Source organism: Ensifer adhaerens, from assembly GCF_002940685.1.
Classification (GTDB): Bacteria; Pseudomonadota; Alphaproteobacteria; order Rhizobiales; family Rhizobiaceae; genus Ensifer; species Ensifer adhaerens_E.
Genome location: NZ_PNFP01000003.1, coordinates 131675 through 156656 on the forward strand (window position 1 = coordinate 131675; position 24982 = coordinate 156656).

At 62.0% G+C, this 24982-nt stretch carries 22 protein-coding genes; 11 read left to right on the forward strand and 11 right to left on the reverse strand.

The features are described from left to right. Positions 1-268 precede the first annotated feature (268 nt). The 4 genes from C1A35_RS06745 to C1A35_RS06760 all read right to left on the reverse strand — a co-directional run bounded on the left by C1A35_RS06745 (position 269) and on the right by C1A35_RS06760 (position 5176). Positions 269-2779 carry a TonB-dependent receptor gene (locus tag C1A35_RS06745; RefSeq protein ID WP_158665004.1) on the reverse strand — a complete coding sequence of 837 codons (2511 nt, stop codon included), beginning with the start codon at positions 2777-2779 and terminating at the stop codon, positions 269-271. Between the two features lie 231 nt (positions 2780-3010). Continuing rightward, positions 3011-4003, reverse strand: coding sequence for a FecR family protein (locus C1A35_RS06750; protein WP_104663582.1), 993 nt, complete (start codon positions 4001-4003; stop codon positions 3011-3013). A 22-nt stretch (positions 4004-4025) separates the two neighbouring features. Next, positions 4026-4556: an RNA polymerase sigma factor gene (locus C1A35_RS06755; RefSeq protein ID WP_104663583.1), complete on the reverse strand. Its 531-nt coding sequence runs from the start codon at positions 4554-4556 to the stop codon at positions 4026-4028. A gap of 218 nt (positions 4557-4774) precedes the next feature. Continuing rightward, a complete protein-coding gene (locus tag C1A35_RS06760; RefSeq protein ID WP_199772880.1) occupies positions 4775-5176 on the reverse strand; it encodes a MerR family transcriptional regulator in 402 nt (133 codons plus the stop codon). Between the two features lie 55 nt (positions 5177-5231). On the opposite strand from C1A35_RS06760, the gene C1A35_RS06765 reads away from it, so the two are divergent. Continuing rightward, positions 5232-6017, forward strand: a complete 786-nt coding sequence (locus C1A35_RS06765) for a glutaredoxin family protein (protein WP_104663585.1) — start codon at positions 5232-5234, stop codon at positions 6015-6017. 178 nt (positions 6018-6195) lie between these two features. Here the strand turns inward: C1A35_RS06765 and C1A35_RS06770 are convergent, their stop codons facing one another. After that, complete coding sequence (locus C1A35_RS06770) at positions 6196-6999, reverse strand: class I SAM-dependent methyltransferase (RefSeq protein WP_104663586.1); 804 nt, start codon at positions 6997-6999, stop codon at positions 6196-6198. A 104-nt stretch (positions 7000-7103) separates the two neighbouring features. Here C1A35_RS06770 and C1A35_RS06775 point away from each other — a divergent pair, with 104 nt between their 5' ends. The 4 genes from C1A35_RS06775 to C1A35_RS06790 are packed head-to-tail and all read left to right on the forward strand — an operon-like array spanning position 7104 to position 11248. After that, on the forward strand, positions 7104-8237 hold the full coding sequence (locus C1A35_RS06775; protein ID WP_104663587.1) for an ABC transporter substrate-binding protein: 1134 nt from the start codon (positions 7104-7106) through the stop codon (positions 8235-8237). A gap of 58 nt (positions 8238-8295) precedes the next feature. Further along, positions 8296-9435, forward strand: coding sequence for an ABC transporter substrate-binding protein (locus tag C1A35_RS06780; RefSeq protein ID WP_104663588.1), 1140 nt, complete (start codon positions 8296-8298; stop codon positions 9433-9435). Beyond that, positions 9435-10502 carry a FecCD family ABC transporter permease gene (locus C1A35_RS06785; protein WP_427346389.1) on the forward strand — a complete coding sequence of 356 codons (1068 nt, stop codon included), beginning with the start codon at positions 9435-9437 and terminating at the stop codon, positions 10500-10502. The genes C1A35_RS06780 and C1A35_RS06785 overlap by 1 nt, the downstream gene beginning before the upstream one ends. After that, on the forward strand, positions 10496-11248 hold the full coding sequence (locus tag C1A35_RS06790) for an ABC transporter ATP-binding protein (RefSeq protein ID WP_104663590.1): 753 nt from the start codon (positions 10496-10498) through the stop codon (positions 11246-11248). The genes C1A35_RS06785 and C1A35_RS06790 overlap by 7 nt, the downstream gene beginning before the upstream one ends. 64 nt (positions 11249-11312) lie before the next feature. Here C1A35_RS06790 and C1A35_RS06795 read toward each other — a convergent pair whose 3' ends face one another. The 4 genes from C1A35_RS06795 to C1A35_RS06810 all read right to left on the reverse strand — a co-directional run bounded on the left by C1A35_RS06795 (position 11313) and on the right by C1A35_RS06810 (position 14945). After that, positions 11313-12437 carry an ROK family transcriptional regulator gene (locus tag C1A35_RS06795; protein WP_104663591.1) on the reverse strand — a complete coding sequence of 375 codons (1125 nt, stop codon included), beginning with the start codon at positions 12435-12437 and terminating at the stop codon, positions 11313-11315. A gap of 266 nt (positions 12438-12703) precedes the next feature. Then, positions 12704-13945, reverse strand: coding sequence for an NAD(P)/FAD-dependent oxidoreductase (locus C1A35_RS06800; protein ID WP_104663592.1), 1242 nt, complete (start codon positions 13943-13945; stop codon positions 12704-12706). Positions 13946-14007: 62 nt separating this feature from the next. Further along, positions 14008-14328 carry a 2Fe-2S iron-sulfur cluster-binding protein gene (locus tag C1A35_RS06805; protein WP_104663593.1) on the reverse strand — a complete coding sequence of 107 codons (321 nt, stop codon included), beginning with the start codon at positions 14326-14328 and terminating at the stop codon, positions 14008-14010. Positions 14329-14342: 14 nt separating this feature from the next. Then, entirely contained in the window at positions 14343-14945 is a 603-nt protein-coding gene (locus C1A35_RS06810) for an MSMEG_1061 family FMN-dependent PPOX-type flavoprotein (protein ID WP_104663594.1), read from the reverse strand. A gap of 174 nt (positions 14946-15119) precedes the next feature. Between C1A35_RS06810 and C1A35_RS06815 the strand changes: the two genes are divergently transcribed. Beyond that, positions 15120-16211 carry a hypothetical protein gene (locus C1A35_RS06815; RefSeq protein ID WP_104663595.1) on the forward strand — a complete coding sequence of 364 codons (1092 nt, stop codon included), beginning with the start codon at positions 15120-15122 and terminating at the stop codon, positions 16209-16211. Positions 16212-16318: 107 nt separating this feature from the next. Here C1A35_RS06815 and C1A35_RS06820 read toward each other — a convergent pair whose 3' ends face one another. Together C1A35_RS06820 and C1A35_RS06825 are read right to left on the reverse strand one after the other, a co-directional pair. Next, entirely contained in the window at positions 16319-17383 is a 1065-nt protein-coding gene (locus C1A35_RS06820; protein WP_158665006.1) for a LacI family DNA-binding transcriptional regulator, read from the reverse strand. A gap of 68 nt (positions 17384-17451) precedes the next feature. Then, positions 17452-18642: a glycoside hydrolase family 88 protein gene (locus C1A35_RS06825; RefSeq protein WP_104663597.1), complete on the reverse strand. Its 1191-nt coding sequence runs from the start codon at positions 18640-18642 to the stop codon at positions 17452-17454. Between the two features lie 139 nt (positions 18643-18781). Here C1A35_RS06825 and C1A35_RS06830 point away from each other — a divergent pair, with 139 nt between their 5' ends. The 5 genes from C1A35_RS06830 (at position 18782) to C1A35_RS06850 (ending at position 24974) form a co-directional block, all read left to right on the forward strand. After that, positions 18782-19708 (forward strand): carbohydrate ABC transporter permease, encoded by a 927-nt coding sequence (locus tag C1A35_RS06830; RefSeq protein WP_104663598.1) that lies wholly within the window; start codon positions 18782-18784, stop codon positions 19706-19708. After that, positions 19701-20594, forward strand: a complete 894-nt coding sequence (locus C1A35_RS06835) for a carbohydrate ABC transporter permease (RefSeq protein WP_104663599.1) — start codon at positions 19701-19703, stop codon at positions 20592-20594. Before C1A35_RS06830 ends, C1A35_RS06835 begins: the two co-directional genes overlap by 8 nt. 34 nt (positions 20595-20628) lie before the next feature. After that, the gene (locus C1A35_RS06840; protein ID WP_104663600.1) at positions 20629-21711 is read left to right on the forward strand and encodes an ABC transporter ATP-binding protein; all 1083 of its coding nucleotides are present in this window, start codon (positions 20629-20631) and stop codon (positions 21709-21711) included. A gap of 36 nt (positions 21712-21747) precedes the next feature. Then, positions 21748-23031 carry an ABC transporter substrate-binding protein gene (locus tag C1A35_RS06845; protein ID WP_158665007.1) on the forward strand — a complete coding sequence of 428 codons (1284 nt, stop codon included), beginning with the start codon at positions 21748-21750 and terminating at the stop codon, positions 23029-23031. Between the two features lie 86 nt (positions 23032-23117). Next, positions 23118-24974, forward strand: coding sequence for a DUF2264 domain-containing protein (locus C1A35_RS06850; RefSeq protein ID WP_440271506.1), 1857 nt, complete (start codon positions 23118-23120; stop codon positions 24972-24974). Positions 24975-24982 lie beyond the last annotated feature (8 nt).

Here is a 24982-nt window from a genome sequence, read left to right on the forward strand (position 1 = left end):
GGCTAACACGATCCGGAACACCGTGTTCGGAAAGTTGCCGAACACTGAGGCGCCCGTTGTGCAGAACCGGACCGGATTGCGCCCATGTCCGGAAAAAAACGACGGCATTGATCGGGCACGTAGCGCGCACGGCGCTCTTCACCCTGAGGCGCCGCAGGCGAGGCACAGCAAGCGCGTGAGGATCGGAGAGGCCACGCGGCCGCGCTTGTGCCTCTGGCGTGCCGGATGGGCCTGCCAGAAACGCAAGAGCGGCTCGGTTGGCGTTTCGCTAGAACCGTCGCGTAAAGCTTGCGCGGAAGGTTCTTCCGGGCGACGGGACAAGGCCCGTCGACAGCGGATCCAGATAGTATTTGTCGCCAAGATTTTCGATGCTGAAGTCGAGGGACGAATGCTCGTCGACCTTGTAGCTGCCGAACAGATCGACGATCTGATCCGCGTGATAGGCCGGCGCCGTCGTATGGGAACCGACGTAATGCGCGTATCCGCCCACCCGCTCCCCGAAGAAATAAGCGCGGGCGCCAAGCGTCAGCTTCTGATCGAGCAGGCGGGTTCCCGCCGTGAGGCTGCCGGAGTATTTCGGCGGCACATTCATCATTCCGTAGTCAAACGGCAGCTTTTCGACGCCGCAGCCGGCTGGAATGACGAGAGTGAACAGATTGGCTTCCTTGTCGCGGCAGAATTTCACATCGGAGTAGTAGGTCACCGCTGCTTCGAGAAAGAAGACTTCGGCGTCATAGGATGCAGAGAGCTCATAGCCCCGGAACGTGGCGTCGGCGATGTTATCCCAACGGTAGAGCCAAAATCCTTCCGGCGCCACGTAACGCTCCCGCCCGATGAAGTTGTCATAGCTGTTGTCGAAATACGAAGCCTTGAGTTTCAACGAGTCGCCGGCACGAAAGACATCATCGTGTCTGACGTTGAGACCGAACTCCATGTTGGCCGACGTTTCAGGCTTCAGGTAGGGATTCGGTGTGAAGCCGATCGAGACCGCCGTTTCGCGCAGGCTGAGCGGCCGCCATCCTTGAGAATAGGTGCCGAACAACTGCAGGCCCTCGACGGGCTCCAGAATTACCCCGACCGAGGGATTCAATCGGCTTGCCGACGCATAGTCGAAGTCCTTCAGCGACGCCTCATCGCCTTGATTGTCAAAATAGTCGAAGCGCAGCCCGGCCATCAGCGAAAGCCAATCGTTGACTTCGAGTTTCGATTGGTTGAATGCGCTGGCAAGAACCCGGGAGCCATTGGGGTTGGCGCCGACATAGACACCGGAGACGCCGAACTCTCCATTTTCCTTGGCCGTTTCGTGGACGAACTCGACGCCGTTGGTCATCGTCAGCGTCCCCATTCCGGTCTCGAACTCCCAGTCGGTGGCAACATCGCCGCCCAGTGTCCTTATGGAACTCTCCACCGATTTGAGGACGCGACCGCCCGAAGTCGTACCGCCACTGTAGAAATTGACGATGCCACCCCTGGTGGCGACGTCCGTCAGCCAGACGTTCGCCTTCAGGCCGACAAGGTTCTCGTGGGCGAACTGATATTCGTAGCTGGCTTTTGCCGTGTGTGTCTGGGTCTTTGAAAGTTCGTTTTGCGCGAGGCGATAGTAGGACGTCGGGCCGCTTACATATGGCAGGAAGTTCTCGTCGATGTTCCCGTACTTGTTGGCATAATAGATGTAGCTCAGCGAGAGTGAGTGACCATCACCCCATTGCATGCTGCCCTTGCCGAGGAAGGATTCCATGTCCTGGGAGGTGTTGAAGACCTCCTTGCCGGGGCCGATGGGAGAAAGCGCCTTGCCCGCATAGGTCAATTGACCATTCGAACCGGCGAAATAGTTGCCGGACTTGCGCCGGGAAAAGCCGGCGAGGAGCTCGTATTCGTCACCGGCCACCGCGCCGACCATGCTTCCGGACCAGCTATCCCCGGTGAAGATGTCGGAGCCCGCTTCACGAGGGCGCGTTATGGGATCGAAACCGAAACTGAGCGCCGGTGATGGCGGGGCGATGGTGTTGCTGCCCACGCCCCCCTTGACGCGCAACGCCCAGTCCTCGCCCGGCTTCAACAAATCGCCGCCCTCCAGCGTGCGCATGTTGATCACGCCGCCCATTGCGCCGACGCCGCCGGCACCAGCGCCGGGGCCCTTGGCGATATCCACGCCGCCCAGGAAGTCCGGATCGACGAAAACTTCGTTCCGGCTACCGCGATAGCCGCGGTAGGAATGACTGCTCTGGCGCGTCCCATCAACCATCAGATTGACGCGATTCTGGCCTTGAAGGCCGCGAACATTGACATCGACCGAGGCACCGATGCGATTGCCCGAAGCGATGACGCCGGGCGCGCTCTTGAAGATGTCCCCCGTGGATGTCGGGGGCACGCGGGCGATCTGATCTGCGCTGATATAGCTGCTCGAGCCTGCCGTTTCGTAGGGAATGTCGGCGGGATTTCGGCTGCCCTTGGCGATGATCGGATTGAGCGTCGTCGCGCCGTCCTCAGCTGAAGCGACCTGACCGGCAAGGCTATGATCGGTGATCGACACCGTGCGCGGGCCGCTGAAGTGGTATGTGAGGCCGGTTCCAGACAGAAGTGCGGCGACGGCCTGCTCTACGCTCATTGTTCCGCGAACAGGTCGACCGGCCAGCGAAGCGTTGGGGGTTTCGGCAAAGGTGACGTCGATGCCGGTTACCCGCACGATATCGTTGAGGGCCTGGCGGACGGGTTTTGAGGGGATATTGAAGTCATATGTTTGAGAAGCAGCCTGGGCGATGGCGGGGGAAACACTCAAACTCCCATTTCCGGCCACTGCGAAAACCGTGGTCGCCAGCAGAGCGAACGCCCTGCGCTTCATATGTCTGCCCGTCATCTTGACACTCATCCTTCAATGCTCAGGTGAAGGCATGGTCTTGGTGACGTCGTCTGCCTTCTCATAAGCTCAATCGCCGGAGAAGGGCGCAGACCCTCACAAAAAAAGCGTCTGACGCGCAAAGAGCGTATGCATCGATGATCCGACGGGCCGTTAGGGTCCGACGAGGACCAACCGTTCGCCGACACGGGTCACCCGCATGCCGACGGAGGCTTGCACCGCAGCGAGCGCAGCGTTCGGGTCGGCCAGGGAAACGTTACCGCTGACGCGCCGCGCGCCGAGTGCCGATCCGAGCAGGACGATCCTGCCCTTACGATAGCGCCCGATCTTGTCGAGGACGTTGTCCAGTCTTTCGTTGGTGAAGATGTAGCGCCCCTCGTGCCAGGCCGTGCTCGTCTCTAGATCGACCTTGCGCGCAGTCCCCAGTCCCGTCTTGCCGTAGTCGACCTCCTCGCCGGGGTTGAGGCGAACCTCATGCGGTTGTCCGTCCACCGCCACCACGACGCTGCCGCTGGAAAGCGTCACCGCGACAGTCTCGTTCCTGTCGAGCGCAACGTCGAATTCGGTGCCGAGAACACGCGCCGTGCCGTCGCCGGCCTCGACGACGAACGGGACCGACGACGGCTGGACCTTCAGCGACACCGCGCCACGAAGCACACGGATCCGACGTTCGTCAGCGGACATGACGCTGTCGATCGCCGTATCTGCGTCCAGGAGCACCGACGAACCGTCGGAAAGAACAATCGTGCGACGCTCGCCTCTCGCGGCGACATAGTCGGCGGAATAGTCCTGGACAAAGTTCGGATGGTCGAGCCACAGCCATGTTGCGAGCACGGCCGCAAGGATCGAACTCGCCGCGGTTCCTGCCTCCATGCGGCGCCGTCGCCGCTGCCGCTCGATCCTCTGGAGTGGGCCGGCAAGTTCGCCGCATTGCTGCTCCACAGGACGGCCCGCCGACCCGATCCGTACCCACAGGGATCCCACGTCTTCGAAGGCCGCACGATGCTCCTGCGACACGCCGAGCCAGCGTTCGAAATCCTGCGCATCTTCTTGCGTGGGTTTGCCGTTCATGCGCGTAAACCAGGCCACAGCCTCTTTCTCGACCTGCGACTTGTCTCGCGGCAAAAGCGTCGACGGATCTGACATGGACGGTTTCTCGCGCTGTGCCTTAATCGCAGGCGTTCTGTTTGGCGGAAGGCGCCGGACGCCCTTGCCGCGCGGCTCTGCAGGCCATGATCGCCTTGGCTATTTCCCGCTCTACAGTGCTGTAGGACACGCCAAGGCCGTGTGCGATTTCGTCATAGGTGCACTGGTGAAACCTGTTGAGCATGAATACCTGGCGGGTGCGAAGCGGCAGCTGGGCGAGCACGAGCTCAAGGCACCGAAGCTCTTCTCGTGCGGCCGCAATCTCGTCCGGTCCGACGACGGGCGGTGCATACTGCTCTTCGGTGATCCGGTCGAAAAAGGCCTTCCGTCTTGTCTCCGCTCGAAAATGACTGATGGCAACGTACCGCGTCGCCTTGGCCAGATAGGAGGGCGTGAGCGTGACATGCTCCCGCGCCTTGGCAAGAAGAGCGGCGAACACATCCTGCACGATGTCGGGCGCGACGGCCGGGCCGATCCTTCGGGAAGCTATCCGCTGCAGGCGGCCACGTTCGGCCACATAGAGCCTGGCCAGTTCTTTCTTCTTCGCGTCCACCGTCGTACGCTTTCTGGGTTGTCGACGGACTACGCGTCAGTGATTAAACATGATAATAATATTCATGTTTTCTATCAGGCACGCGACAGGTTTGCAACGCGGCGTTCATACCAATTCCAGGTATCGATCAACTTGCTTGGCTTCCTGCAAGTCAGCTGCGCGGCATCGAACGGCACGATCTTGGCAGGGGAGGTGCGGCGATCTACGATCGCCGGGCGCTACAAATCGAAGGATGCAAGGATCGGGCAAGGACCGGATGTGTCGGTCGCGCATTCCGCGACCAGCCGCTTCAAGGCTTCACGCGCGCGCTGCAGTTCGGCGATCCTGGTATCCAGGGCATCGATGCGGCGCTTGGCGAGATGGCGCGCCCGCGCTCTATCTTCTCCGGAATCCAGATAGAGAAGTTCCTTGATTTCCTCGAGCGTGAAGCCGGCCGTCTGGGCCTGCCTGATGAAAAGCAGGCGCCGTAGGTCCCCGTCGCCGTAACGTCGGCTCCCCTGCGATCCCCGTGGCGTGTCCAACAATCCCCGCCGCTGATAGTAGCGGATGGTTTCCACGCCGACGCCTCCGGCCGCTGCAAATTTTCCGATTGTCGTTTCCATGGCTTGACTCCGTACCATGGTACGGAACGTATTGTCCTGCCAACGGTTTCGCAAGAGTGAAGGGAGACGTGAAATGTTGGACAGGACGAACCAGGGGCACCCGCCCAAGAAGGCCGTTCTCTATCGCATGGTGACGGCAGAGCACACCTGCCCGTACGGATTGAAGGCGAAGGACTTGCTCCAGCGGTCGGGCTATGACGTGGACGATCGCCATTTGGCCACACGCGAAGGGACCGACGCTTTCAAGGCACAACATGGCGTTGCGACGACGCCGCAGGTGTTCATGGAAGACGGCAGGGTCGGAGGATACGACGACCTTCGAAGGTTCCTTGGCAAGCCCGTCGCGGACCCGAAGGCAACGAGCTATCGCCCGGTGATCGTCCTGTTCACGATGACCGCGCTCATGGCGATGGCGGCAAGTTTCGCGGTCGACGGCAATCCGTTGACGCTGCGGGCGGCGGAATGGTTCATTGCCTTCTCGATGGTCGTGCTCGGCTTGCTGAAACTTCAGAACGTCGAGAGCTTTTCGACGATGTTCCTGAACTACGACCTGCTGGCGAAGCGCTGGGTGCCGTACAGCTACATCTATCCCTATGCTGAAGCATTGGCCGGGGTGCTGATGATTGCCGGCGCGCTGAACTGGCTGTCGGTTCCGGTTGCCCTCTTCATCGGTACTGTGGGAGCCATATCGGTCTTCAAGGCGGTTTACGTCGACAAGCGAGAATTGAAGTGCGCGTGCGTCGGCGGATCGAGCAACGTCCCGCTCGGCTTTATCTCCCTTACGGAAAACCTGATGATGATCGCGATGGCCGTCTGGATGGCCGCCGCCTCGTTCGGCATCGCCGGGCACGCCATGTAGCCCCGCTTGCTACCGATCGGGCGCTCCTCGTCCACCTGGGGCGATAGTGCTCGATCCGCAATCGCCTTCCGTCGTTCCGATCGTACGAATATCGAATAACGGGGTCAGGGACGGCCGATTGCGCAACGGCGCTTTTACGACGCCAACCGGGCCCGTTGCGCCGTAAACTTAGGCGTCGTCAGGGCTTTGTCGCGCGAATGGCGTAGCGGTGCTGGCACTGACGTGCCAGGCCCTTGAAGACATTCCAGTTCCTGGCCTGGGTGCGGTGGATCTCGCGAAGGTCCCTGTCGATGACGAGGTCGGCGAAGCCGGTTTCGCGCAACAGTTCAACCACGGCCTCGGCGCGCGCGCCTCCGGAGAAATGCACGCGGGAAAGGATGGCGCGATGCGTCGCCATCATCTGCGGTGTACCGGTCGGCGTTTCCGCCTTGAACAGGCCGACACGTTGCCCCCAGGCGCTGAGTTTGGAGTACAGCCGCTCCAGCGCGGTGGTGTTTACGAAATCGCCGTCGACAATCAGCAGCGTTCCGCCCGGCTTCAGCACGCGCAACCATTCGGCAAAGGCCGCAGCCGGGTCGACGAGAGTCCAGACAAGGTGCCGGTTGACGATCACGTCGTAGTGGCCGTCGGGCTCCATGGTGTTTTCGGCGTCGCCGAGCGCAAAGCCGATCGGGCGCCCACGCTTGCGGGCCTTTTCGCGGGCGCGTTCAAGCATCGGCTCGGCCCAGTCGAGCCCTTGCACCTTGAAGCCGAGATCATCGAGCAGGTGCGAAATGACGCCGGTGCCGCTGGCAAGATCAAGTGCAGAGCGAACGTCGCCAGGGCCGAGATGTTTCAAAAACAGCTGATGCCAGGCGGCGCGCTCCTCGTCGGAGAAGATCTCATGCCCCGGTGATAGATCGAAAGTTGCCGCGCGCTCCGACCAGTAGGCCTTTATTTCATCCCGCAGGTTGTAGTTCTGCCGATCCGCTACGTCGCTCATGCCGGTACCGCTTGCCCTGTTTGGAGGCGTTCTAAAAGATAATTGTTGACTAATAAAGTCATGAAACATTAGATCGCGCCAATTTTCCAGCGGAGCAAAAAACAATGCGGTTTTTCAACAGGGTGGCTGCGGCCGCCACGGGCTTTTGCGTGCTTTTTTCCACCGCCGCCTTCGCTGATGTCGTCACGGTGAAAGACGTCACCGGCCGCAATGTCGAGGTCAATGTACCGGTCGGACATGTGATCCTCGGCGAAGGCCGCCAGATCTACTTCCTCGGCGCGCTCGATCGCGACGAGCCGTTCAAGCGCGTCGTCGGCTGGCGCGACGATCTTTCCAAGGCCGACCCGGAAAGCTACGCGGCCTATCTGGCGAAGTATCCCGATATCGCCAAGCTGCCGACCTTTGGCGGCATGAAGGACGGCACCTTCGATATCGAGCAGGCGGTAGCCTTGAAGCCGGACGTCGTCTTGATGAACGTCGACGCAAAGACGGCGACGGAAGAGGCCGGCTACATCGAAAAGCTCGCAAAGGTCGGCATTCCGCTCGTCTATGTCGACTTCCGCGAAAAGCCGATGGAAAACACCGAGCCAAGCATGCGGGTGATGGGCAAGCTGCTCGGCAAGGAAGAAAAAGCCGAGGAATTCATCAAGTTCCGTGCCGAAAGCATCGCCAAGGTGACCGACGTTCTTTCCAAGGCCAACCCGAAAAGGCCGCTCGTCTTCGTCGAGCGCGCCGGCGGCTATTCCGACGATTGCTGCATGTCCTTCGGCAACGAGAATTTCGGCAAGATGGTCGAGTTCGCCGGCGGCGTGAACATGGCCAGGGACATCATCCCCGGCACCTTCGGCACGGTCAATCCGGAGCAGATCATCGCCTCCAACCCCGACCAGATCATCATCACCGGCGGCAACTGGCAGGGTTATGTCCCCGGCGGCGCCTGGGTCGGCGTCGGCTATGGCGCCGACGTAAAGGAAGCGACGCGCAAGCTCGAGAACCTCACCAGGCGCCCGGCCTTCACCGGCGTCAAGGCGGTCGAGGACGGTCAGGTCCATGCCATCTGGCACCAGTTCTACAACAACCCCTACCAGTTCGTCGCGATCCAGCAGATCGCCAAGTGGCTGCATCCAGACCTCTTCGCCGGCCTCGACCCGGAAGCGACGTTCAAGGAGTTGCACGAGCGTTTCCTGCCGCTTCCCTACAAGAGCGGCTACTTCGTCTCGCTGACGTCAACCAAGTAAGCGCAGCGACAGCCGGAGGAGGGGAGGGCTCCGGCGTCGCGATCGAAAGGAATTGAGAATGTCGATCTTCGGGAAAATCGCCGCGGCGGTGATTGCAGCGTTCATGTTGGCAGCCTTGCCGGCGGATGCTGCGGAAATCGTCGACGTCACCGGCCGCCGCGTCGAAATCGCGTTGCCCGCCAAGCGCATACTGCTCGGCGAGGCGCGGCAGATCCATGTGGCGGCGGCGCTGAAGGGCGAACATGTCTTCGACACCATCGTCGGCTGGCGCGACGATCTCTTGAAGAAGGATCCGGACTCCTACGCGGCCTATGTCGAACGTTTCCCCGAAATCGAGAAACTGCCGCGCTTTGGCTACATCCCCTCAGGCGATTTCAGCCTTGAAGCGGCCATTGCGCTGAAGCCGGATGTGTTGACTCTGAACCTCGAAGCGCAGAAGGCGGTCGAAGAATCGGGCTTCATCGAAAAGGCAGCCGCCGCCGGCATCGCCGTCGTCTATCTCGATTTCCGCGTCGATCCGGCCGCCAACAGCGAGAAATCGGTCGCAATCCTCGGCCAGCTTTTCGGTGCCGAGGCGAAGGCACGCGAATTCATCGACTATCGCAATGCTCAAATCGCGCTGGTGACGGACCGCCTCAAGAAGGCAGGGGAAATCGCGCGCCCGAAAGTCTTCATCGAGCGCTCTCCCGGCATCACCGGCGACGTCGTCTGCTGCCGAACCTTCGGACCGGCCAATTTCGGCGCGATGGTAGAAGAGGCCGGTGGCCACAATATCGGTTCGGACGTGATCAAGGGCACCTTCGGCGACCTCAATCCGGAACAGCTGATCGTCAGCGATCCGGACCATGTCATTATCACCGGCAGCAACTGGTCGGCCGAATCCGATCTCAACCAGTTCGTCAGCGTCGGGCGCGGCGCCGATGCGGCCGCAGCACACGAGCGGCTGCGCGGCCTGATGCAGCGTCCGGGTTTCCCCGGCTTGAAGGCGGTGAAGGAAGGCAACGTGCACGCTGTCTGGCACCAGTTCTACGGCGCGCCCTATGAGTTCATTCCGATCCAGCAGTTTGCCAAGTGGTTCCATCCGGATCTCTTTGCCGATATCGATCCGGACAGAACCTTCCGCGAATTCCACGAAAAGTTCCTGCCGGTAACCTATCGCCCGGGCTACTTCGTTTCGCTGCCGAAAGGTGGGGAATGATGGTCGCCGTGGTTGAAACGATCGCCGGGCCGGAAGGGCGGGGGCGCTATCGCACCCTCGTTCTGCGCCGCCTGATCCTGATCTTCTGTCTCGGCGCCGCGCTCCTTGCATCGATCGCGGTCGACATGGCGCTCGGGCCGGCAAACTACCCGTTGTCGGACGTGCTGACGGCGCTCTTTCGTGCCGACACGGTGAGCGACCAGTTGCGTGTGGTGATCTGGGATATCCGCATGCCGATCGCGCTGATGGCGGTGACGGTCGGCGCTTCCCTGTCGGTTGCCGGCGCGCAGATGCAGACGATCCTTGCCAATCCGCTGGCAAGCCCATTCACGCTCGGCATTTCTGCCGCCGCCAGCTTCGGTGCCGCGCTCGGTCTCGTCGCCGGCATCGCGGTCTTTCCGGTCGCAGTGCAATACATGGTGCCGATCAACGCCTTCCTGATGGCAATGGTGGCAGCACTCTTTATCCACTTCGCCTCCACCATGCGCGGCGTGACCGTCGAAACCATCGTGCTGCTCGGCATCGCACTCGTCTTCACCTTCAATGCGGCGCTGTCGCTGCTCGAATATCTCGCCTCCGAACAGGCGCTGGCCGCGGTCGTCTTCTGGACGATGGGAAGCCTCACCAAGGCGACATGGCCGAAGGTCTGGATAACCGGGGCCGTGCTTCTCTTCGCCTTGCCGCTCTTTGCAAGGCACGCCTGGGCGCTGACCGCGCTTCGGCTGGGTGACGACAAGGCGGCAAGCTTCGGCATCAATGTTCGCCGCCTGCGGCTCGAAGCGATGCTGACGGTGAGCCTGCTTGCGGCGATCCCGGTCTCCTTCGTCGGCACGATCGGCTTTGTCGGTCTGGTCGGGCCGCATATCGCCCGCATGCTGGTCGGCGAAGACCAGCGCTTTTTCCTGCCGGCCTCGGTGCTCTGCGGTGCACTGCTTTTGTCGGTCACCTCGGTCGTCAGCAAGATGCTGATCCCGGGCGCCGTGCTGCCGATCGGCGTGATCACCGCGCTCGTCGGCGTGCCCTTCTTCTTCGTGCTGATTTTCACCAACAGGAGGCGCGCATGGTAAGCCTGTCCCTGGAAAAGGTCGGCGCAAACTACGGCCGCCGTGTCGTGCTCGCCGACGTCGATACCGGCGTGTTGCGCGGTGGCGGCCTGACGGCCGTGATCGGCCCAAATGCGGCCGGCAAGTCGACGCTGTTCAAGCGCATCGCCGGCCTGACGTCAGGGCCTGGAACCGTACACCTGTCGGACATGGCCAAGGGACCGCAGGGCATCTGCTATATGCCGCAGGATACCGGCGCCAATGCGGTGCTTACGGTCTACGAGTCCGTGCTGCTCTCGGCCAAGCAAGGTTCGAGCTGGAAGGTGAAGGACGCCGAACTCGCCGAGATCGACCGGGTGCTTGCCGAATTGCGGATCGCCGATCTCGCCTTTCGGGGGCTCGGCGAACTCTCAGGCGGCCAAAGGCAGCTGGTGTCGATCGCCCAGGCTCTGGTGCGAAAGCCCGAAGTGCTGCTGATGGACGAACCGACTTCGGCGCTCGATCTCTTTCGCCAGATCGAAGTACTCGGCTTCATGAAGCGTCTGTCGGCAGAGGCGGGGATGGCGGTCCTGATCGCGCTGCACGACCTCAACCATGCGCTGCGCTACTGCACCGATACGATCGTCATCAGCGGTGGCTCGGTCGTTGCCAGCGGCGCGACCAGCGATGTCATCACGGCGGACATGCTGCGCGCAGTCTACCGTGTCGAGGCCCGCGTCGAGGCCTGTTCCATGGGCCGCCCTGTCGTCATCGTCGACGGGTCTCTCTGAGGGAGGAAGCCGATCCCCTTGCAGCACCGCGGGAAGGGGCACGCTCTTCCTGCTGCCGATGACGTCAACCCCTTGGGTCCGTTGCGCGAGGCGTAGGGGCAATATCACCCAGCGAAAACGATTGCTTCGTCAGCTTCGCAAGGCTCGGGTTCGTAACATTGAGAAGCGACAGCGCCGCCGCACCGAGAAGAGCGGACCGGCTGCCGAGCCTGGAGATTTCGATCCGCTCCTCGGCCAGTTCGGATCGAACCGACGGAAAGTCCTGTCGCGACAGTCGTCTCACGATCTCGCTCAAAAGCCATTCGGGCGCAGTGCCGCCCAGGATCACCCTTTGCGGGTCCAGGATGTTTTCGAGGCTCACGAGCGCGCGGCCGAGCGCCGCGGCTGCCGCATCGAGCCAATCGTCCGGAACCGAATTGGGCTCGATCGAGGCATCCGGGTGCTTCCTGCGCAACCCGCCGATCGACAGGTATCCGTGCAGGCACCCCCTATTGCCGCAGTGGCATTTCTCGCCATTGGGGTCGATCAGGATATGCCCGAATTCGCCTGCGTTTCCTCGAACGCCGCGGACCGCCTCGCCAGCTTCGATGATGCCGCCGCCGACGCCTTCGCCGACGAACAGGTACAGGAAGTCGCCACCCGCACGCGCGAGGCCGAACACACTTTCCGCCAGGGCTGCGGCGTTCGCGTCATTTTCGAAGACGATCTCGTCTTCGAAGTATCTCGCCAGAGCCTGCGATTGCGCTTCGAATTCCGCCGGGTTCTGCTCGTTCAGGAACCATTTCGAGGTCGATGGGCGCGAGAACACGGCGCCAACCCCGAGACGCGACAGGCCCTTCAGTTGCTGCCTGCTCCTTGCATCGATTTCAGTGATCGCCGCCAACATCTCGGGTTCGGTGCGCGGAATCGTCTGAGACCTGCCCTCATAAATGATCTGGCCTCCAAGGTTGGCGGCCACGTGGTGCAGGATGCCCCCTTCGGCGTGAAACCCCAGCGAGTAACCGCCATCGGGATTGATCTCGATATCGATCTGGGGCTGGCCGCGAAATCCCTTTCTCCGGCCCGTCTCGCGGATCAGGTTGGTCTGCAACAGGTCATCCACGATGTTGCGGATCGCTTGTGGCGTCAGGCCGCTCAGGCGGGCAATCTCGACGCGCGACAAGCTGCCGTTCCTACGCAGGGCGTCCATAACGACGGCTCTGTTGTACTGCCGCGTCAATGCTGCCGAATTTCCAGTGCTCACCAAGCCCGCAAGTCCTCCGCCGCGCGTCGAGAAAAAAATCAGCGCTTCCGGTCACCGATAGCACCGCCCGTGCCTGCCGGATAGAAGCCTCCAGCCCGCAAGGTCTGCTGCGGCGCCGGTGCACACAACAGTTCGATCATTGCCTGCCCGGTCGCCGATTTGACCCACCTCGAAATCGGTAGTGGACCTCGATGCGAAGCGAGACCGTCCGGCTATGCCGCCGAGGATGCTGTTGCCGAGCGCGTGTACTCCACAAGATCCAGAGCTTCGTTTTCCAGAATCTCCTCGGGCGGGTTAATCCCCAGCGCGAGCATTCTCTTGCCGCTTACAAAAGCCTTTGGATCATTGATCGCATCGACCGCTATGAACTGCTCCTGCTGGAAGTACCAGACCGACTTTGCACCGGGACGCTGCCCGTTCCGCACCAACGTCCTGTCGTAACCGGCATTGTAACCGGCAATCTGTAACTTCAGATCGAATTGATCGGACCAGAACCAGGGTTGCGGCTGGTAGGGCGCCCGACCGCCGGTGATGGAGGTCGCCACGGTTTCGGCCTGGTCCACTGCATTTTGAACGGACTCGAGGCGCACCGACATGCCCCTGTAGGAAAACTCTGCGCAGTCGCCTGCGGCAAAGATCGAAGGGTCGGACGTGCGGCCATATTCGTCGACCGATATTCCGTTGCCGACCGCCAGTCCGCTTGCCCTTGCAAGCTGGTCATTGGGCACCACCCCAATGCCGACGATGACGAAATCAGCCGTCACCCTGGACCCATCCGACAGCTCCGCCCCAACCACCCGTCCCTTGTCGGAAATGAGCATCCTGAGCCCGGTGTCTTCCCGAAGCTCGACGCCGTTTGCGAGATGCACCGCACGCACGATATCCGAGGTGTCGCTCGCCGCGACACGCTGCAGAATTCGTGTGCCCAGTTCGAGGAGGAGAACCTTCAGGCCCAGGCTACGGGCCACGGCGGCGGCCTCCAGGCCAATGTAGCCGCCGCCGACGATCAACACGCGGCGTCCCGGGTGCATGACCCTCCGGAGCAGGTCGCAATCGCGCTTGTCCCTGACGACGTAGACGCCATCCAGATCGCCGCCGATGGCGGACGGCAGCCGTCGGGGAGAGGCGCCGGTTGTCAGCACCAGATCGCCGAAGGCCAGCTTGTCGCCTTTTCGCATAACGACATGCTTTGTCTGCCGGTCGATCTCCTCGACCGGGTTGGAAAGGCGAAGATCGATGCCTTTCTCTCGGAACCAGTCTTCGGGCCGAAACAACAGCGATCCGAATTCCACCGCGCCGGTCAGGTACGTCTTGGACAAGGGTGGCCGCTGATATGGCGGAAGGCCTTCGTCGCCGATCATGGTGATCGGGCGCTGATCGCCGAGTGCTCTCAGTTTCGCAGCGACGGCGAAACCCGACTGTCCTGCACCGACAATTACCAATCTGTTTTCCACCGGATGCCTCCCGAGCTTTAGGTGAATGGGTCAAGGGCGCCCCAACCGGCGCCGGAGCGCGCCTAGCGCGCCAAATCGGGCATCTGCACGCGCAGCCCGTGCAGTTCCGAGCTGATCTTGATCTGGCAAGCCAGGCGGCTTTCCGAGCGCAAGCCGTCCGACAGCGAGAGCATGTCCGCTTCGTCGTCCGCGATCGGAGGAAGCCGATCGAGCCAGGCCTGTTCAACGTAGACGTGGCAGGTTCCGCATCCACAGGTGCCGCCGCACTCCCCGAGCATGCCGGCAACATCGGCACGCTGGCCAATGTGCATCAGGTTGCCGGAAACCGGGGCGGTCACGGTAATTTCCTGGCCCCCGGCCTCGATAAAGGTGATCTCAATCATGGGCTTTCCTCTCCTCAATAGAGCGTCTTCTGGTCGCCCACGCGGATCTTTTCGATCATTTCATCCTTGTTCAGACCGGCAATTTGATCTGCGAGGATCGCTCCGAGTGGGGGGAAATCTTCTCTGGTGGCGAATGTCGCGGGGTTCCAGATTTTTGAGCGGATGACCGCCTTCGAGCAGTGGAAGAACACCTCTTTCACATGGAGGCGGATCGCGACCTGCGGTCTCCTGCCCTGGATTGCCAAGTCCTCCAGCTCGTCCCCGACAACCAGGTCGGCCTCTCCGTTCACACGCAGGATTTCTCCGAGGCCGGGCGTGAGGAAGAGGCAGCCGACCACAGGGTTGTTCAGAATGTTCTCCATCGTGTCGAGCCGGTTGTTTCCCGGCCGGTCCGGAATGAGCAGGGTGGTGGGGTCGACAACTTTGACGAAGCCTTTGGGATCGCCGCGTGGAGACACGTCGGCGCCATGCGTCCCTTGCGTCCCGATCAGGACGAACGGCGACAGCGAAATGAACTGAAGGCAGTGTTTGTCGAGCCACGTCAGTTGCTTGTTGACCACCAGAGCTTCCGGTTCGGGAAACAGCGCACGCAATTCCGTCCGATCGATTGATCGCATCGCAGCCTCACTCTTTGAGATTTAACCGCGCCAACGATAGCCGAAAGCGAATGCGTGTCAATAAAACAAATCCATTGTTTTTATTTATTGTGCAAATCGAGCCCGCGACCTATAGGTATGGGTAGCTCATCGGCAAAAAGGCAGGAAAACATGTTCACAGTGGCTTGCTCGGACATGAAGGTCGTGGTGAACCCGCAGGGCGGGCACCTGGAAGACGTCAGCATTGGCAGCGCGAACGGCACCACCATCAGGCCGCTGCACCGCGCGCATTGGCGCACGGGAGAAAACAACGGCGGCGTTCCCGAGGCCTTCGATGGGACGGTGGCGCCAACGCTTCAGAGCCTTGCGGGCGACTTCTTTTGCGCACCGTTCGGCAAGGACGATATTTCCGGCACGCCGGAACATGGGCTTCCGGCAAACGGGACCTGGCTTTATGAGCAGGGGGTCAACCATCAGGACGGCGGCGTGACCGCCATTTTCCGGCTGAGCGAAACGATACTCGGTGCAAAGCTGTTCAAGCAGATCACACTTCGGCCAGGTCATCCGGTCGTTTATCAACGCCACAAGTTCGTCGGGGGATGTGGGGATCTCTCGATCGCGCACCACCCGATGCTTCGCATCTCGCAGGGCGCCAAGCTGAGTTTTTCGAAGAAGGCCTTCGGCGCCACGCCAGACAGTGCCGTCGAGACTGACCCATCACGCGGTTTCTCTGCTCTGAAGTATCCGCAGGAATTCGATAGCCTCTCACGCGTCCGGTTGCGCGAGGGAGGGGAGGTGGATCTGACTGTTCAACCCGGTCCGTCGGATGCGGAGGATTTTCTTGTTCTCGCCGAAGACAAGAACTCGACGTTGGGTTGGACCGCGGCTGTGCTTCCGGCGGCAGGATATGTCTATTTCGCCGTGCGCGACCCCGGTGTGCTCCCCTTCACCATGGTATGGATGAGCAATGGCGGGCGGCGCTATCCGCCTTTTTCCGGAAGGCACAGGGGCGTCATCGGGCTTGAGGAGGGATGCACCTTCTTCGGTGCCGGCAGTGCGGTTTCCGCCGGCAGAAACTGGCTCAACGATCGCGGATACAAGACCGCTGTGAGCTTGAACCCGGATGGTCAAACCATCGTCGATTTCGCGTTCGGGGCGATACCATTGCCTGCTGGCTGGACCGAAGTGACGGACATATCCGCCGCGGAGGAACAACTGGTGCTGACGGCGTCACAGGGAGAGCAGGCGCGCGTTCCGTTCAACCGAGATTGGCTGTCGACCCTGTGAAGATCGCGATTGCGGCGACCTTTTGACCGGTCAAGCCGCGCGCTGCCTGTGGCCGCGCGCGGCCAGCGGGAAGAACGCATCTTCGGGCCATGCGGCCGAACCACGCCTTACGCTCTCGTGGCGAGAGGGCCGCTCCTTGGGGCTGCGAGGGTGGCGCGTTCCACCAGGCGGACGCCGAGGTTGACCCGGCGCACGTTGATTTCGGGATCGTTGATCCGGTCGAGCAGAAGCTGGATGCCGGCGCGACCAAGCTCGCCCCGGTCGATCCGCATCGTGGTCAGCGGTGGGCGGCTGTGCCGGGCAATGGCGATATCATCGACACCGATGATGGAAAAGTCGTCCGGAACCGAATGGTTGCCGGCCTCGAGAGCCTGCATGACATTGATCGCAATCAGATCGGTGCTGCAGAAGAATGCGGTCGTGTCGGCGAAGCGTCCCTGCTGCAGCGCCTGCCGTATCGCCGGCGTGGTGTCGGGCTCCTGCAGGCCCAGGCGGCCGAGATCGAAGACGTGCTTGTCTTCATCGAAGGCGATCCCGGTCTCCTCCAACGCGATCCGAAAACCTTCGAGACGCCGGCGCAGCGAGAGGCGATGGGGGATCGTCACGTGCACGATCTTGCGGTGACCGGCCGCAAGCAGCCTTTGCGCTGCGAGCCAGCCGGCGGACCAGTTGTCCGGCAACACGCAGGAGAGCCGCATCGTGCGGTCCATGCCGTTGATGATGACGGCCGGGATGCCGCTGTCGACGATCCTGTCGATCATGACCGGATGGTCCATGCCAAGCAGGACGAGCGCACCCGGCCGGATGTCGCGGAGAATATCGGTGATTTCGCCGATCGCAATCTCGGCGTCGAGGGAGACGAGCCTGACATCGATGCGAAGTGAGCTTGTATTGGCCTCCGAGAGGACGCCTTGAATGACGTCCTCGTAGAAGGCCGAACTTGCATAGAACTGCGCGGGCATCACGAGCACCGTGCTCTCGACGCCCGCGCGGATCAGCGAGCGTGCTGCCCGAACCTGGTAGCCCAGCCGCTCCGCATGGTCGAGAATCTTGCGCCGGCTTTCGTCGCCGACGCCGCCGCGATTGTTGAGCACCTTCGATACGGACGCGACCGAAACGCCCGCGGCGTCGGCGATGTCCTTGAGTGTCGGGGCGTTCGATTCGTCATCCATATCGACGAAGGTTCCTATCTGGCCGGAGCGGGCGAGATTGATCGCGGCTGCATTGTCATGATCGTCCACTACCAGAAGAAGCGCGTGTGCCCAAGCGAGCGCATCAGTGCCTCCATGAAATAATAGTCGCCATAGGGCAGCATGGCGTCGGAGTAGCCGGCGCTGGCATGGGCCGCCCCATGGGCGAGCAAGCCTTCGGCCTTGGCATCACCCGTCAGGTCGCAACTGTCGAGCAGGCCGCCGATCAGGCGATCGCCGAAGCCATACCAGCGCGATGCCTCCTCCGGCTCGCAGAGCCCGGCAAGGATGTAGACCCCGGCGGCCATGATCGCGCCGGCCGAGCTGTCGCGCGGTGCGCTCTTGGCGTTGGGGACGGAGTAATCCCAGACAGGCACGTCGTCACCGCCCATCAGCACTTCCGCCTTCGCCGCCAGGCGTCTGGCCGCGTCGAAGAAGGCCGGATTGCCCGTGGTCGCCGCACATTGCGCGTAGCCATGGATTAGCCAGGCCTGGCCGCGCGACCAGCAGGAATCGTCGGCGTAGCCCTGATGGGTCTCGCCGCGCAGCGGCTTGCCGCTTGCCGGGTCGAACAGGAAGGTGTGGAAGCTCGTATCGTCGGCGCGCACAAGGTGCTTCAGCGTCGTCGTGGCGTGTCCGTTGGCGGCTTCGGCAAAATCGCCGCGTCCGGTTTCGCCATGCGCCCAGTGCAGCAATGCCAGGTTCTGCATCGTGTCGACGATGACCCGCCCGTTGACGAATTCGGAGCGAATGCCGCCGTGGATCGATCGGGCATTCCATGCCTGGATATATTGTGCGTCCGGCCGGTAGCGCTCGAGCAGCCGGGACGCGGCCTCAAGAGCGAGCTCGCGGGCCTCGCGGTCGCCGGTCAGCAGCCATTCGGCGACGCAGCTCAGCGAAAACTGGAAGCCGAGATCGTGGTCTTGAGCGTCGCGATGGCGCAAGATGTCGCGAAACACCGAACGCCGGGCACGGGCGGCGTTCAGGAAGCGCGGATCGCCCGTAAGCTCCAACGCAAGCCAGAGCTGGCCGGCATGGAAGCTCACCACCCAGTCAAAGGGTCCGCAGTAGCTCCACGTCTGATCCGGAAGCCCGATCTTCGGATTGCGCAGCCCGATGGCCGGCATCGTCTGGAGCAGTTTGGCGACGCAGCGCTCTAGAGCCTGCTGGTGGCGTTCGCGATTGGGGCGCTGGCCGACCGTCTCGACCGCGTTGAAGTAACTGTTTCGTTCTATGCGCATAACGAGCCTCACGTTTGTTTCGTGAAGTTTTCGCACTATTACGATAATTTCGTCAACCACGAAAGTTTCTGTTGACGGGAAAATTTCTAACCGCTAGGAATTGGATGCTCGGGAGGAGCCGGGCATCGTTGGAGGTACCATGTCCACATTAGGGACAACTGAAAGGCCGGTTGCCGGAGGCCGCTTCCGGTTCGGGGACAGTTTAGCCGGATACGGCTTTCTCGCCCCGTGGCTTGTCGGCTTTTTTCTGCTGACGCTCGGGCCGGCGATCGCCTCGTTCTATCTGTCCCTGACAGACTACAGCGGCCTTGGAGCCGCCAACTGGGTTGGCGCGGAGAACTACGTACGCATCGCCACCGACGATCCGCGCTTCTGGACCGCCATGAACGTGACCTTTACGTTCGTACTTCTGTCGGTGCCCCTGAAGCTTGTCTTTGCGCTCGCCGTTGCCGTGGCGCTGAACCGGGGGCTTTCCGGTCTCTCGTTCTTTCGCGCGATCTTCTATCTGCCGTCGCTGGTCGGCGGCAGCGTCGCCGTCGCGGTGCTGTGGCGGCAGGTATTCGCCGGCGACGGCCTGCTCAACCAGGCGCTCAACACACTGTTCGGCTTCGAAGGGCCAAGCTGGATCTCGAACCCTTCGACGTCGCTGTATACGCTCGTTCTGCTTGCGGTTTGGCAGTTCGGATCGTCGATGATCATCTTTCTCGCCGGCCTGCGCCAGATCCCGCAGGACATGTACGAGGCGGCAAGCATCGACGGTGCCAGCAAGGCACGGCAGTTCTTCAAGATCACCTTGCCACTTTTGACGCCGGTGATCTTCTTCAATGCCGTGATCCTGACGATCGATGCCTTCAAGGCGTTCACCTCGGCCTTCGTCATCAGCGACGGAACCGGCGGCCCGATCGACTCCACGCTGTTCTACACGCTCTATCTCTACCAGGAGGCCTTCACCAATTTCCGCTTCGGCTATGCCTCGGCGCTGGCCTGGGTCCTGGTGCTCATCATCGCCTTCTTCACCGCCATGTCATTCCTGACGGCCAGGTTCTGGGTTCACTACGATGACTGATGCCGCTCTTTCGACGACCACCATCGCAGCGCGCACCGATGCCGGCGAGCCCAGCGTATCGCCGTGGAAACGCGCTCTGCTTTATGCACTGCTGCTCGCGGTCAGCTTCCTGATGCTGTACCCGCTGCTCTGGATGGTCGCGAGCTCGTTCAAACCGGACAGCGAAATCTTCACCTCGACAGGGCTGGTCCCGACCGATCTTACGGTCGATGCCTATCGTCGCGGCTGGAACGGCCTCAGCATCGGCTTCGGCTGGATGTTCTTCAACTCGCTGGTGATCTCGTTGCTGGTGGTCGTCGGCAACCTCTTTTCCTGCTCGATGGCCGCCTATGCCTTCACCCGCCTGCACTTCAAGGGACGCGGCTTCTGGTTCACGCTGATGCTCGGCACCTTGATGATGCCGCAGCATGCGGTGCTGATCCCGCAATATGTCATGTTCCTCAAGCTTGGCTGGGTGAACTCCATCCTGCCGCTCGTGGTGCCGAAGTTCCTCGCGATCGACGCCTTCTTCATCTTCCTGATGGTGCAGTTCTTCCGCGGCATTCCGCGTGAGCTGGACGAGGCGGCGATCATGGACGGTTGCGGACCGCTGCGCATCTTCCTGAAGGTGATCCTGCCGCTCTCCACGCCCGTTCTGGCGACGGCAGCCGTCTTCTCGTTCATCTGGACCTGGGACGACTTCTTTGCGCCGCTGATCTACCTGAACGACATCGAGAAATACACCGCCCAGCTCGGCCTGCGCACCTTCGTCGACTCCACGGGGACGTCCGACTGGGGCTCGCTGTTCGCCATGTCGACGCTGACGGTGCTGCCAATCTTCATTCTCTTCATCCTGTTCCAGCGACTGCTGATCGAAGGCATCGCGACAACAGGCATGAAGCGCTGACACAAACGGAAATCGAGAGATAGGGACGGAAGAGATGACGACGCTGGCTTTGAACAAGATCAAGAAGAGCTTTGGCAATCTCGACATCATCCGCGGCGTTGATCTGGCGATCGGCTCCGGAGAGTTCGTGGTTTTCGTCGGCCCGTCCGGCTGCGGCAAGTCGACCCTGTTGCGCATGATCGCCGGCCTTGAGCCGATCAGCGGCGGCGAACTTTCGATCGGCGGCGAGCGCATGAACGAAAGGGCGGCGAGCCAGCGCGGCATCGCCATGGTCTTCCAGTCCTATGCGCTCTACCCGCATATGAGCGTCTACAAGAACATGTCCTTCGGCCTCGAAACGGCGAAGATGCCGAAGCCGGAGATCGACAAGCGCGTGCGCAAGGCGGCCGACATCCTGCAGATTACCCATCTGCTCGAGCGCAAGCCGAAGCAGCTGTCCGGCGGCCAGCGGCAGCGCGTCGCGATCGGCCGGGCGATTGTGCGTGATCCGAAGATCTTTCTGTTCGACGAGCCGCTCTCAAACCTCGACGCGGAGCTTAGGGTCCAGACGCGTGTCGAGATCGCCAAGCTGCACCGGGACATCGGCGCGACGATGATCTACGTCACCCATGACCAGGTCGAGGCGATGACGCTCGCCGACCGCATCGTCGTCCTGCGTGCAGGCGTCATCGAGCAGCACGGTACGCCGCTCGAAATCTACAACCGGCCGGCCAATCGTTTCGTTGCCGGCTTCATCGGCTCACCCAAGATGAACTTTCTCGATGTGGTCGCAAGCGACGTGCGCGACGGCGGCGTTGCGATCGACATCGCCGGCAAGCGGGCGCGCCTGCCGATCGAGGGGCGTGTCGCTGATAGCGCGAAACTCAGCCTCGGCCTGCGGCCCGAACACATCGAAACGGATGGAGCCGGCGGGCTCGAATTCGGTGCTCTGACGGTCGTGCATGTAGAGCATCTCGGCGGCCAGACCATCGTCTATGGCCGGCTCGTCGACGGTCAGTCGCTGACGGTCGCACTCGATGGCCAGCGCCCGATCAGCGCCGGTTCGACGCTGGAGGTCCGGATCGCCGCGGAGAACTGCCACCTTTTCGACGAGGCCGGCGATCGCATCGGTCGCTGATCTCAAGATCACAATCAAATCATGGAGGAGGAGAACATGATCAACAGACGCCATTTCTTGCGCAACGCCGCGCTGTTCGGTGCCGGCGCCACGTTTGCGACAATGCCGGCTTTCCGCGCCTTCGCAGAGGAATCCATGCGGCTCTACTGGTGGGGCACACCCAGCCGCGCCGAACGCACGCTGGGTGCAGCCAAGCTTTTCGAAGCGGCGCATTCCGGCGTGAAGATCGTCGGCGAGGTGGGGGGCAGCGATTACTGGGCGAAGCTCACGACGATGATCGCCGGTGGAAACGCGCCAGACATCTTCCAGCTCGAGCCGAGTCGCTTTGCCGACTATAGCCGCCGCGCCACCAACCTGCCGCTCAACGACTATCTCGGCAAGGTGATCCGCACGGACAAGCTCGTCCCGGGCGTGCTCGATCTCGGAACGGTCGACGGCAAGGTCACCGGCATGCCGCTGTCGCTGAACGCATTCGCCATGATCTACGACGCCGATGCGGTGGCAAAGGCCGGGCTTGCGCCGCCTTCGGCCAAAACCACCTGGGACGACTTCGCCAAGTTCTCAATCGATCTCACCAAGGCAATGGGCAAGAAGAACGTCTGGGCGGTCGGAAACGCGTCGCGTTATACCTATGCCTTCGAGGCGTTTCTGCATCAGCGCGGCAAGAAGCTCTACACCGAGGCTGGAAAGCTAGGCTACGAGGCGAGCGATGCCGCCGATTGGTTCGGCTATTGGGAAAGCCTCACGAAGAACGGCGGCTGCGTCTCAGCCGAGATCCAGGCGCTGGACAAAGTCCTGGTCGACAGTAATCCGCTGGCAACCGGCAACGCGGTCATCGCGATTGCCTTCTCCAACCAGCTGCCGGCCTTCCAGAAGATCTCCAAGAGCACGCTCGACATCACGTCGCTGCCGGTCAGCAGCGCCGATGGTCCCTCCGGTCTCTTCTATCGCCCCGGCTTGCACTGGTCGATCGCAAGCACCGCGAAGAACCCGGAGCTTGCAGCGCAGTTCATCGACTTCTTCGTCAATGACCTGGAAGCTGGCAAGATCCTTCAGGTCGAGCGCGGCGTGCCCGTGAACACCGACGTGCAAACAGCCGTTCTTCCCTCGATCGACGCTACGGCGAAAAAGACGGTCGACTATGTCAACGGCATTGCTGGCCGCGTCGGCGCCTACCCGCCAGCCGTGCCGCTCGGTGCCGGCGAACTCGACGAGCGCGTCTTCCGGCCACTCGCCGACAAGGTCGCCTTTGGCCAGCTGACGCCGGCAGAAGCGGGCAGCGAACTGGTTTCGTCGGCCGACCGCATTCTCAAGGCCTGAGCATCCGCTTCATTTTGCCGAGCTGCGCGGGAACGTCACTTTTCCCGCGCAGCAATGTTGGAACGGAAGCCTTTCGCATGACCGACATGATCTTCCCCGAAACCCTGTTCAAACCGTGGGCGGGCAATCCGCTGAAGAGCCGCGCCGACGTCGAGGCCGCGCTTAAGGCGCTGGTGGAGCCGGTCGAGACGTACCGGTCTCCCGGCGGTGCGCGTATCCGGCTGGATGCGCATGCCGCGCATTTCGACCAGCAGTCCGCCGACATGGAGGGCTATTCCCGCCTGCTGTGGGGCCTGGCGCCGGCTGAGGTCGGCGGTGCGACTTGGATCGACTGGACGCCGATCGCACGTGGCCTTGCCAATGGCTGCGATCCGACACATCCGGAATATTGGGGCGACCCGTTCGACCGCAGCCAGCGCCTGGTGGAACTGGCGGCGATCGGCTTCGCATTGAGGCTCGTGCCGGACAAGCTCTGGGCGCCCCTGTCCGTGATCCAGCAGCGAAATGTCGCTGCCTATCTGCTCAAAGGCCATGCCTGCGAATACAGCGACAACAACTGGAAATTTTTCCGGTTGCTCGTCAGCATGGGGCTGAAACACGTTGGCGTCGACTGTGATCGCGGGCTCGACGAACAGTATCGGCAGGAGCTCGATGGTTTTTATCTCGGCGACGGCTGGTATCAGGATGGCGATACGCGCCGCGCCGACCACTACATTCCCTTCGCCTTCCACTTCTACGGCCTGATCCTGGCGGCGCTCGACGGTGCCGACTGGACAAACAGGTATCGTGAGCGGGCGCGGTTGATCGCCGGCGACATGACAAGATGGTTTGCCGATGACGGTCCGGCGCTCTGCTTCGGCCGTTCGATGACCTATCGCTTTGCCATTGCCGGCCTCTTCGGCGCCATGGCGCTCGTCGGCGAAGAGACGATCCCCTTCGGCGAGCAGAAGGGATACTTTCTCAGGCATCTGCGCTGGTGGGCGAAGCAGCCCTTTGCCGCGCGTGACGGCGTGATGCCCGTCGGCTACGCCTATCCCAGCCTGATCATGTCGGAACCCTACAACTCCGCGCAATCGCCCTATTGGGCGTTGAAGGCCTTCCTGCCGCTGATGCTGCCTGAGGACCACCCGTTCTGGGCGAGCGACGAGACTGCCTGCCCCTCGCGCCCAGCCGTCTCGGCCCAGCGCCATATTGGTTTCCTGATCGCCAATCCACCGGGGGATGCCATTGCGCTCTCCTGCGGCCAGCACACGAGCGCCGAAAACACCTTCATCCGATTTGCGCCGGAAAAATACGCGAAGTTCGCCTATTCGGCGCGCTACGGCTTCAGCGTCGAAAACGATCTCTGGCGGTTCGACAATTCCGTGCTCGAATCCATGATCGGCTTCAGCGATGACGACGTGCATTTCCGCGTGCGCGAAACCAACGAAGAGGCGCTGATCGCCGACAACCTTCTCTACGCGCGCTGGCGGCCCTTTGCCGATGTCTCGGTCGAAACCTGGCTCTACTGGGATGGCGATTTTCACGTCCGGCTCCACCGCATCGACACGCCGCGGCCGCTTGCCACCATCGAAGGCGGCTTTGCGATCGGGCGCGATGCGGGCGAAGTCCGGGAACAGGACACCGGCCGCGCCGTTGTCACCATGGCGAGCGATCTGTCGGCTATCATCGACATCGGCTCGTCGGTGGCGCGCCAGGGCCGTTGCCATATCGCGGCCCCGAACACCAATCTGGTTTGCGCAAAGACTGTGGTTCCGCAATTGCTCGGCACTGTCCCTGCCGGCGTCAGCACGCTCGCCGTCGCGGTCTTCGCGCAGCGCGACCCTGCAGACGGCGCGAGCAAACTTGTCCGTCTGCCCGCGGCACCCGATGTCGAGAAGCTCCGGCGTCTCCTGTCGGAGCAGGGGACTGAAGTTACCCTGATGCGCGGTGTGCCGCTCTGACATCAACC